9 protein-coding genes are annotated in these 10,903 nt (G+C 56.4%); 5 read left to right on the forward strand and 4 right to left on the reverse strand.

Features of this window, described 5'->3' with window-relative positions:
* Positions 1-99 precede the first annotated feature (99 nt).
* From AAC076_RS11970 to AAC076_RS11985, 4 genes are all read left to right on the forward strand, one after another.
* The gene (locus tag AAC076_RS11970) at positions 100-2,493 is read left to right on the forward strand and encodes an EAL domain-containing protein (RefSeq protein ID WP_339845915.1); all 2,394 of its coding nucleotides are present in this window, start codon (positions 100-102) and stop codon (positions 2,491-2,493) included.
* 76 nt (positions 2,494-2,569) lie between these two features.
* Entirely contained in the window at positions 2,570-3,895 is a 1,326-nt protein-coding gene (locus AAC076_RS11975; RefSeq protein WP_339845918.1) for a tetratricopeptide repeat protein, read from the forward strand.
* Positions 3,886-4,443: a hypothetical protein gene (locus AAC076_RS11980; RefSeq protein WP_339845920.1), complete on the forward strand. Its 558-nt coding sequence runs from the start codon at positions 3,886-3,888 to the stop codon at positions 4,441-4,443. The genes AAC076_RS11975 and AAC076_RS11980 overlap by 10 nt, the downstream gene beginning before the upstream one ends.
* Before the next feature lie 42 nt (positions 4,444-4,485).
* Complete coding sequence (locus AAC076_RS11985; RefSeq protein WP_339845921.1) at positions 4,486-6,297, forward strand: bifunctional diguanylate cyclase/phosphodiesterase; 1,812 nt, start codon at positions 4,486-4,488, stop codon at positions 6,295-6,297.
* Positions 6,298-6,312: 15 nt separating this feature from the next.
* On the opposite strand, the gene AAC076_RS11990 is transcribed toward AAC076_RS11985, so the two are convergent.
* From AAC076_RS11990 to AAC076_RS12005, 4 genes are read right to left on the reverse strand one after another with little or no spacing between them, the layout of a single operon-like run.
* A complete protein-coding gene (locus AAC076_RS11990) occupies positions 6,313-6,747 on the reverse strand; it encodes a group 1 truncated hemoglobin (protein ID WP_339845923.1) in 435 nt (144 codons plus the stop codon).
* Positions 6,748-6,754: 7 nt separating this feature from the next.
* Entirely contained in the window at positions 6,755-7,612 is an 858-nt protein-coding gene (locus AAC076_RS11995; protein ID WP_339845925.1) for a DUF3034 family protein, read from the reverse strand.
* Positions 7,609-9,921 carry an EAL domain-containing protein gene (locus tag AAC076_RS12000; RefSeq protein ID WP_339845927.1) on the reverse strand — a complete coding sequence of 771 codons (2,313 nt, stop codon included), beginning with the start codon at positions 9,919-9,921 and terminating at the stop codon, positions 7,609-7,611. Before AAC076_RS12000 ends, AAC076_RS11995 begins: the two co-directional genes overlap by 4 nt.
* The gene (locus AAC076_RS12005) at positions 9,911-10,573 is read right to left on the reverse strand and encodes a methylamine utilization protein (RefSeq protein WP_339845929.1); all 663 of its coding nucleotides are present in this window, start codon (positions 10,571-10,573) and stop codon (positions 9,911-9,913) included. The genes AAC076_RS12000 and AAC076_RS12005 overlap by 11 nt, the downstream gene beginning before the upstream one ends.
* Before the next feature lie 128 nt (positions 10,574-10,701).
* On the opposite strand from AAC076_RS12005, the gene AAC076_RS12010 reads away from it, so the two are divergent.
* On the forward strand, positions 10,702-10,903 hold a 202-nt coding region (locus tag AAC076_RS12010), incomplete at its 3' end, for an LLM class flavin-dependent oxidoreductase (RefSeq protein ID WP_339845932.1).

A 10,903-nucleotide genomic window follows, 5' to 3' on the forward strand; every position in this document is an offset into this window, starting at 1 on the left:
CAGGGGCACAGATGACTGCTAGAATTTCCATGCATTAACCATGCGGGCCACGCTTTTGCTGATCCTGCCTGCCTTTCCATCCAGTTCAAGGCCCAGCATATGAAAGCGACCATGAAGCTGCCCGGCAATATGCCAACCCAGCGCCTGATCATGGTAGTGCTGAGCCTGCTCGTCGTGCTTTTCATTATCGGCATGCTGCTAATGTCACGTCTGAACCTGGATTTTGCCCAGCAGGCCATGTCAGATCTGCGCCAGCGTCAGATTATCGATACCTTTGAAGCCAACTTGGATCGAATCAACGCCCACCATCAGAAGATGGAGCAGAATACTGTCGGACTGGCCCGTACCGGCGAGCTTTTCCATCGGCTCGCGCAACGGGGCAACAGCAACGCGGCACAACTTGAATCGATGCTTCGCGAGGGACTGGTTGATTTTCCGGACGCTTACGGCAGCGGCGTGTGGTACGAACCAGGCGCCTTCGCAGACAAGCCCGTGGGCGTGGTTGCCTATCGCCAGGGGCCGGAGATCGTCACCACGAGAGCCAGCGCCGAGTTCGTCAACCGCGACTGGTACCGGAGATTGGTAGACAACCTGGACAACGCCAAGGTGTCAGGCCAGACGCGCCGCTTCTACTGGACAGCAGCCTATTTCAAACGTCGGATCGATGACGTGGTGATCAGCCTCAGCACCACCATGCGAGATGCGTCTGGTCGCAGCATTGGCACCGTTTCAACTGACTGGCGTGCCGACGACGTGATCCGTCTGGTCAGCGATGTGGAAATAACGCCCGGTACTTTTTCTTTTCTGCTAGATAGCGAAAACCGCAACCTGTCCAGCCTGTCACAGGCAGATGATGTCGAACGCGCCCAACAGTTGATGGGAGCCATCAGTGACGCGCAGCTGCAGCAAATGGTACCGCAGACAGTCGGCAGGCTTACCAGCGTGACGATCCCGATGGAGATGCAGACCCTCGAGGCCGCTGGCGAGGATTTTGCTCTGTTCTACTCTGCCACCCAGGCTGGCATGGTTTTCGGCATTGGCGTTCCCCAGGCGGAGATCGATGCTGTCCTCTTGCCAATGCGAGCCAGCAATCTACGAATTGTGATCCTGATCGGCAGTATCCTGATCGTGCTGTCGGCGTTGATTCTATACATGATCGCCGGCACCCTCAGACAACTGCGCAATTTGTACACCGACCCCCTGACCCAGCTGCCCAATCGCGAGCGCTTGCTGGTGGATTTGAGACGTCGACCCACAGCCTCGCTGGTACTGCTGAACATCGATGGCTTCAAGGAAATAAACGATTTTTACGGTCACCAATGTGGCGACCATGTCATTGTTACCCTATCCACCCAGCTACACGCCTACCTGCAGGCCAGACCGCTTTCTCGTAGCGGGCGACTCTATCGCATGCCGGGTGACGAACTGGCAATCTGGCGGCCGGGACAGGCCGATGAGGCAGCGCTCGTTGGTTTGGCGAATGAGCTCCAAGCCTTTGTCAGCTCGGTACGTACCACGTGGGAAGATCACGACATTACTCTGCATGTCAGCATGGGACTGGCCAGCACTCGCTTGCGCAATGGCGAAAAACTGGCTTGCGAACACCTGCTCCCCTCAGCCAACATCGCCCTCGAGCACGCGCGGGTAGCCCAGGCGGGTTACATGTTTTATGACCCTGCCGATCGCGCGCGTGAGAACTATGAGCACAATCTTATCTGGGCGAACAAGTTAAAGCTGGCACTTAAGGAAAACCGCCTGGTGCCGTTCTTCCAGCCGATCATGAACGTTGCGACCGGCCGGATAGAAAAATATGAATGCCTAGTTCGGATGCTCGACAGCCAGGGTGAGCCGATCAGCCCCGCCATGTTCCTGCCCATTGCCCGAAAGATCCGACTTTACCGCTCGGTCACCCGGCGGATGATCGATATGAGCCTGCAGTGGTTCGCCAACAACGATTATGAATTTTCCCTCAACCTGTCCTCTGAAGACTTACTCGACCCCGAGCTGCACGTATTCATAGTTGAGCGCCTGCAGGAAAGATCTCTGGCCGAGCGAGTCATTTTCGAGGTGCTGGAATCGGAAAGTATCGAAAACTACGAACCCGTACGCCTGTTCATTGACCGGGTGAAAGCGCTGGGTTGCCGCGTAGCGATCGATGACTTCGGTACCGGATACTCCAACTTCGAACATCTGCTGCGCCTGAACGTTGATCTGATCAAGATTGACGGCAGTCTGATCCGACAGCTGGACACCGACACCAATGCAATGACGCTAACCCGCGGCATTGTCCAGTTCGCAAAGGAGCTGGGATTGCAGACCGTCGCTGAATTTGTGCACAGCCCGGCGGTTCTGGCCCAGGTTCGCTTGCTGGGTATCGATTTCGCTCAGGGCGCCTGTATCGGCATGCCAGCCAATGCGCTGATTACCGACATTCTGCTGGTAGATACAACGGCCGATGGAGCGAGAGGGAAGGAATCACGATCGCAGCTATAAAGTGATTGGACAAGGCATTGAACCCGGCTATGCTCCTACGTGATGGCGCAGTGCCTTAGTTCGATCAGGAGACATCATGCACGTATTTCCGGCCACCCTCGTTGTTGGCCTGCTCGCGTTTTCGTTGAGCGGCTGCAGCAGTTTGCCGGACCGCGAGCAGGTCTGGTCACGCTCCAGCGAGTTTTTCAGCCAATCAGCCGAGGTTCTCAAAGCTCAGCGAAAACGGCTGGCTAACTTCGCCGGTAGTCTGGTAACCAGCAAGGATGACGAAGCACGCGACGAAGAAGTTAGCGCGCTTTTTGCTCAACCCTACATAGATCCCTTGACCCGTTACCTTGAAGAGCGCTCGGACGATGACCGCTTCGCTGCCCAACTCGCGCGCGTCGCCGAAGAACGGGGCCGTCGCTGCGAAGAGGTCGCCGATACCTATGCAGACCGTGCAGCCACCCTCGACAACCTGCAACGCATGCGCCGCGGTTATCTCTACTCCTGCCCTACAGAGGTTCAACGCTTTGCCGCTCGTGTCGACTCAGGCAAGAACACCGACGCCAAGGTGAGTCGCCCTGGATCGAATGAAAAAACCGCACAGGCCGCCAAACGCGAAGCGCAGATTAAAAACCCCACGACCAGTCCGGTCAGTTCAGCCAGTAATGATCAGCCAGACACAGAAATGGAAGATGCGCTGAGCCGGCGGCAGCACAGTGACTGTTATCTGCTTTTCACGATACGCAACAACACCCAGGCACTTGAGGCATGTGAGCCGCTGGCAGCGGCGGGCGATGCCAAGGCGCAGCACCACATGGCTCAACTGGCCCTCATGGGCAATGACACAGCTGCAGCGGCTGACTGGGCCAGACAGTCAGCCGGCCAGAAATATGCACCAGGACAGTTGACTCTGGGCCAGATACTTCAAAACGGTCAAGGTGTAGCCAAGGACCCAATACGCGCCCATGGGTTGCTGAAAAGCGCTGCAGATCAGGGACTTGCGGAAGCTGCCTATTACACCGGCCTTAGTTTCCAGAATGGTACTGGGGTCAGCGCCAACGCAGCCAATGCCAAGACATATCTGGAACAGGCGGCATCAAGCGGTCACATACCTGCCTACTTTGCCCTGGCGGAGCTACATGAAAGCAGTGCTCCCGAGCGAGCTCGCTATTGGCTGGACCAGGCTGCCCGCAACGGCTCGGCACGCGCCCAATACCTGCTGGGGGAAAGCTATGCAAAGGGCACCCACGGAGAGATCGATCACGAAGCAGCCTACGTCTGGTACAGCCTGGCATTGCTGAACGGTCACGACCCAGCCAAAGCCGGCATTGAACGTCAGGAACAGCTGCTGACGAGCAGTCAGCTGGCTAACGCTCGATCACGCGTCGAGGACGGGATAAACGGACGATGGGACTGAAAAACCTCGCCGATATACGGATGAAGCGCCTGATCATGCTTATCCTGGCCCTGCTCACAGGGGTTTTTCTTGTGGGCATGCTGGTTATGTCATCCTTGAATCTGGACTTTTCTCAGAAGGCGATGGCGGAACTGCGCCAAAAACAGATCACCGATATTTTCCAGGCCAACCTGAACCGGATCAACGCTCACCATCAGTTGATGGAGCAAAACACCTCCAGCCTGGCCAACCTCGGCGAAATGATCTACCGCAGCCGCGAAATGGCCGACGATGACACCAACCAAACGCTCGATATCAGTCTGGAGAAAGCGCTGCGCAAGATGCCACTGGCCTACGGCGCAGAAATCTGGTTCAACGGAGCAGGTACCCCTGATCAGCGCCGACAGGATACTTCCACCTATGCCTACCGCAATGCCGCTCAGATTCGCACTCAGTCCAAGCAGAATGTGTATCACAGCCAAGACTGGTACATGCGTGTTCTCCCCGAAGTTACTACCGAGGGGCAAACCCGGGAACGCACCGGCTTTTTCTGGACGCCTGCCTACTAAAAGGAGCTGATTGACAATGTAGTGATCAGCCTCACTACGGAAATGCGGAACAACAAGGGGGAGGTCATAGGTCTGGCATCTTCCGACTGGCGTGCCGATGACATCATCAGTCTGGTCAGTGGCGTCAAGGTGACGCCAAGCACCTTCGCCTTCCTGCTTGATAACGAAAACCGCAACCTGTCGAGCCTGGCCTATGCCGATGACGTAGTGGCGGCACAGCGCAAGATCGATGCGATCATCGACTCACACCTGCCCGACCGTGCCGGCGGCTCGCGACCGGAGTCTGCGGTTATTTCCGGCAGTCTGCTGGTAGCCCCGATGCAGACCATGCCGTTAACGGTAGATGATGAAAAGCATCTGCTCTTCTTCAGCCGTACCCGGGCGGGCATGATTTTCGGAGTGGGCGTGCCTCAGGCCGAAATTGATGCAGTATTGCTGCCCATGCGCGAGAGCAATCTCAAAATAGTTGCCCTGGTCAGCGCGGTAACCCTGGGCCTGACGCTGCTGATAATGCTCATCGTCGCGCGCCTACTCAACCGGGTACAGATTCTGTATACGGATGCGCTGACCCAACTACCCAATCGCGAAAAGTTGCTGGTCGACCTGAAACGCTCGAAGGCCGCGTCGCTGCTATTAATCAACATCGACTCGTTCAAGGAGATCAATGACTTCTACGGGCACCACTGTGGTGACCATGTCATCGGCCAATTGGCGCTCGCTCTGCAGGATCTGCTGATGCAGGAACGGAGCTGGGCCGACTGCCGTCTCTATCGGATGCCGGGAGACGAGCTGGCCATCTGGCTGCCAAGTGCTGAAAGTCCCGTACAGCTGACCCACCGTGCCGAATCAATCCTGCGATTCGTCAGCTTGCTGTCGGTGAGCTGGCAGAACCAGACGATTCCACTTAACGTCAGCCTGGGAGTGGCCAGCAGCCTCCAGGCGGATGGCTCGCAAATGGCCGATGAGCAGCTACTGGCCTCTGCCAGCATCGCCCTGAAATCAGCTCGCATGGCCCATCTTGGCCACAGCATCTATGACCCGGCCCATAGAACCCGGGAAAGCTACGAGCAGAATCTGATTTGGGCAAACCGGCTCAGGCGCGCCCTGGATGACGGGCGCATCGTGCCGCACTTCCAACCGATACTGGACCTGCGCACCGGGCGCATTGAAAAATTTGAATGCCTGGCACGCATGATCGATGAAGAGGGCAAGCCGATCAGCCCTTCCGAGTTTCTGGGAATCGCCAAAAAGATCCGACTTTACCGTTTTATCACTCGAACCATGGTCACCCAATGTTTCACCAAATTTGCCGATAATGATTACGCCTTTTCCCTGAATCTGTCCTGCGAAGATCTGCTAGACCCCGACTTGACCGATTTCATCGTCGACAAACTCAGGGGCAGCCCCTCTCTGGCTTCAAGGCTGATCTTCGAGATTCTGGAATCAGAGGGCATAGAAAATTACGCTGAAGTCCGTCGATTCATCGACCGGGTCAAGGCGCTAGGATGTCGAATCACGATTGATGATTTCGGCACCGGTTACTCCAACTTCCAACACCTGCTGCGCCTGAACGTAGACATCATCAAAATCGATGGCAGCCTGATCGAGCACATCGACACGGATCAAATTGCCCTCAACGTAACCCGGGGGATTCAGCAGTTTGCTACTGGGCTTGGAATGCGCACTGTCGCTGAATTTGTGCACAGCAAATCAGTGCTCAAGTGTGTGCGCTTACTCAATATAGATGAGGTACAGGGCTATTGTATTGGCAAGCCCTCCCCTCACCTGATCACAGAGCCTGACAATGACAAACCAGCGCACAAGCTGGTTCTGATCAACAGGACCGGACAATAAGAAGTCTGGAAGCCGTCATCGGTAGATAATTGACTCGCGCATGGGCGCCAGCCGTTTCAGCAAACGGTTCTGCGCGGTGACCGGCACTCCCTCTTCAGTCATTGCAGTAATCAGATTCTCTACCAGGGCATTAAAGTCGCCCTCTGTGATATCCATACCGGCGTGGCTATCCTCCATGCTGTCGCCGGTATATTCGCAGGGTCCGCCACTTTCCACGCATATCTGCTCGACCAGTTTTTCGAACAGACGATCAATATCGGCATCAACAAAATGGCTGACGATACGTTCGTCGTCAGCAATGTTGATCAGCAACCCCTCGACGATCCGCTCGATACCCGGCTGGCCTCCCAGCGTTCGATACAAGGTATCGTCTGTGGGTGGCGGAGCGGCAGGTTGAACAGTGCAGCCGCCCAGCGTCAGGGCGGCGACCAGCATTATCAGGCAACGCATCTGGACCTCAATAGCTCAATTGCAGGGAAAGATACAAACCCGACTGGTCGTCGAGTGTCGCTACTTCGCCCATATCGGCCCAGGCAGCAACAACCGAGACCCGTTTAGAGGGGAAGTAACCAATGAACAGATCCTGCCAATCACTTTCTCCGGAGAAAGAAAGATTATCCGGCTTCTCCCGATACTCGAGGCCCACGATCCATTGAGGATTAAGTAATATGCCAACGCTACCCTCCTTGAGCAGGCTGCGATTGTCGCGACGATCGCCACCAAATCCCAACAGCCCTGTCTCGTTGGCACGGCTGTAGCGCAAGGTCCCATTGACCAACAGGTTGTAGCCGAAGGCGCCGCCAAGGAACAGGCGACTGGCTGCCAGATAGGCTTCGGTGTCGGAATCACGCTTGGCACCTACTGCCCGCGGAATAAAGAAATTGGTCTGCTTCTTGTATTGCAGACCCAGCGCCACCTGGGGCAGGTGGTCATAGACAAGATCGCCAAACAGGCGAAACTTGGCACCAAAAATATCCTGATTGAGGCTGCGCTCGGGCAATCCCGCCGCCTTGGCCAGCGCATCGATATTGAATCGCTGGCGAGCAAAGGATAGTTCGACTCGATTGGCATAGCTGAAGCTTGCACCCGCGACATCCAGACGATAGTCGCCGGAGTCGATCCGGGTTGCGAAAACATCACCGCCCCACTGCTCGCGGGTGCCGTAACCGGACATCACCGCCCAGGGTACAATGCCGCCCCCCGCCGCACCCTCTATCATGCTTGCTCCGCCAGTCGCCAGCAGGCGGTCTCCAGGGTCAGCGTTTACCAAAACAGGCATGCAGCCCAGCAGGGCTACAACAACCGCCTTTTTCATGAATGCTCCGTCTGTTTGTACGTATCCCGATTCTTTTCTAGCCAGACTTCCAGATCCAATGCCGCAATCGGCCTGCTGATATAGTAGCCTTGGGCGGTGTCGCAGCCAAGCGCCCTCAACCACTCCAGACTGACTGCGTTCTCTACACCTTCAGCAATCACCTTGAGTCCCATATTGTGGGCCAACTCAATGGTAGAGCGGACAATAACCGCGTCTTCACTACCCTCTGCCAGTTGCAGCACAAAGGACTTATCGATCTTCAGGTCTTGCACCGGCAAACTCTTGAGCATTGCCAGTGAAGAATACCCGGTGCCATAGTCATCTACCGCCAGACTGATCCCCATATCACGCAGACGATGCAGGCTGCGCAAGCTTCGCTCAGGATCAACCATCAATGCACTCTCGGTGACTTCGAAGGCCAGCTTCTCGGGGTTGAGACCGTGGCTATGGAGCACCGATGCCACCTCGTCCGGAAAGCGTTCGTCGTCCAGATCCAGGGCGGAAATATTCATCGCCACACCCAGGTCCACTCCCTGATCTGCCCAGTTGCGCATCTGGGTAGCAATTGCCATCAGAATCCATTGGGTCAACTTGTGGATGCTACCTGTTTGCTCAGCCAGCAGAATGAACTCGTCTGGACCAATGAAACCCAACTCTGAGTGGTGCCAGCGCATCAGCGCTTCCACCTGTCTGACCTCCCCGCTGGCCAAGTCGAGTTTGGGCTGATAGACCACCGAGAGTTCACGCATCTGAGCGGCAAAGTGAATGTCGCGGATAAGACGCAAACGTCGCATGTAGTCCTGATCACGCTTGGCCTGGTAAACCGATATGCGCTCAGGCCCAGGATGCGCGTCAGCAGCGGCGATGGAAACCTGGCGCAGCAGCTCGTCGGGATCATTGCTGTGATGGGGCCATGTTACTACGCCGGCTAGCCACTCAAGATTGAGCTTCATGCCGTCGGTGTCCATCGTTTCGGACAAAAGCGTAATGAGTCTGTCCGTGGTAATGACCGCCTGATCTGCTTCCAGATTATTAAGGGCCAGAAGAAACCCCTGTCCAGGGTGGTAGGCGAGTAATGAGTTGGTTGGTACCTGGGTACGGATGCGATCCGCTGAAGCGATCACCGTTCGCGAATAGAACATCTGACCTCGGGCCTTTATAAGGTCCTCGGCACCGGACAGATAAAAGGCGACCAGGGCCCCCGAGCGACCCGCAGTAAGCGAATCGGCCAATCGTTCTCGAGTCTTGGCCAGATTACCAAGACCAGTAAGCGGGTCATGGAAGGCGTTGTGCGCTATCTGTCTTTCACGTTCAGCGATGTCCTCGCGCATGGTATCTATGCTGTCGGCAAGACGCCCCAGTTCGTCACTGCGCTTGAGCGTTACCATGCCAGTGTAATCGCCCTGACCAATACGGCGAGCCGCGTCAGCAAGCAGACTGACTGGCCGGGAGAGACTTCCGGCCATGACAAAAGCAGCAAGTGAGGACAACCCCAGCGCAATCAGAGTAATCAGCAAAAGCTCGCGCTTGAGGATGTCGAATATGGCCAGCGCGTCTTCCAGCGGACTTAGAAGCTGCGCCTTAACACGCAAACCTGCCTGTTCCAGCAGCGTAATGCGCGTGGCCAGATAGACTTTCCCGTCCACATCCACAAGGGATGATTCAGGCGTCTCCAGACCCGCGATGCCATCGCCCATTGGTAGCGTACCAACGCGATCCAGTGCTTCATCGGCACGTGCGGTAATAAAGCTGACATCCAGACCGGTGAGGCTACGCATTTCCTCCGCCAGCTCCTGGGTGAGACGAAAAGCCATCGCTACCTGGCCAACCGCCAGGGGTGCCATAACGACCGCATCGACCAACAGGAAAGGCTGTTCATCAATCACCGCCAAAAGGGCGTTGGAGCTCAATGCCTGCAAAGCGCTGAGCTCGACCTGCGCGCCGCCGACCTCCATGCGACTCGAGACCTGAATATTACCCTCGGCGTCAAAAAAAAGGGCTTCATCTGCCCCAATGCGACGCGCCTGATTCAACAGAGCCGAGCGAATCGTCGGCAGATCCCCGGAAGCCACCGCCTCGCGAAAACCAAAGTCCGCGGCCAGCACCTGGGTTGCACCAGCCAGCTCCTGAGCCCTCAGCTCCAACAAGCGCCTGAATACGTTGGCACCCACCTGCAGCTGTTGGCGCGCCTGGCGCTCTGCGGAACTGTCAGTAGCGCTGTAAACCGCCACAAAGACCGCCCCCAGCGCGAGGGCCAGCAGACCGACGAGCAGAAGGATCAGGCGCGTGCGCAGCCGCTCAATTCGCATACTTTCCAGCGGCCTTGTTGAAACGCTTCTGCAACGGGGACAGTGGCTTTTCTGCGGCCGCCTCGGCGCCGACATCTACAGCTAGCGTCAGGTTTTGGCTGGAATGCAGATCCATACTGCCAAGGGTTACAGGCGGCGCATCACCGAGGGTAGGATGCCACCAGGACACCAGAACTTCACCGGTAGGCAGATGCTCAAGATCGAGTTCGCCCGCCGGATTGGATATGGCATACCAGGGACTATCGGTGACCAGAATATAGCCAATCATGGAATCATGGATATTGCATCCCAGCACCACTGGCCCTGACTGCTCGAAGGTGACCGGAGGCGCCTCGGAGCCATGAAAAAGTCTCAGCTCAAAGGGCTTTGTTGGAGAAAATGAATACACGTGGTGCCGTACGTTGTCGCCATTGGGGAACCCGACCTCGGTTCCTGCGGGCACCACCAGAACTCGTGGTTGGAACTGCAGATCGATCTGGTCCATCGATGTTGAAAGCGCAGGCCGCTGGGCGACGCCATCAACCAGGATAACCGCATCAGTAAGTGCTTTACCCTGCTGGTCTAAAACCTTCAGGCTGGCAGCCGAAACGCCGGCGCCTGATACTGCCAAAAGCAAAGCCGCGGCCATAGCCGAATAACGCAAGTAATGCATGGCAACTCTCCATGGCGTTCAAATCGGCACGCCAAAAGTTCTGAGGTCGGATAAAGCGTCCCTGTGTATGCGCCGACTCTTATAGACGTTAGCATACTGCCATTATTTGTACCTGTGCAGGAGTATCTATGTCCAACCAAACCGTTGCCCTTTCAGTACTGGACCTTTGTTCGATTCCCCAGGGAGCGACCCCCGCACAGGCGCTCATCAATGCTCGTGCCCTGGCGCAACATGCAGAAAGCCTGGGTTACAGCAGGTATTGGGTCGCAGAACACCATAATATGACCGGCATCGCCAGCGCCGCCACATCCGTGGTGATGGGCTACCTTG

This window comes from uncultured Halopseudomonas sp. (genome assembly GCF_963977355.1).
Taxonomy (GTDB): domain Bacteria; phylum Pseudomonadota; class Gammaproteobacteria; order Pseudomonadales; family Pseudomonadaceae; genus Halopseudomonas.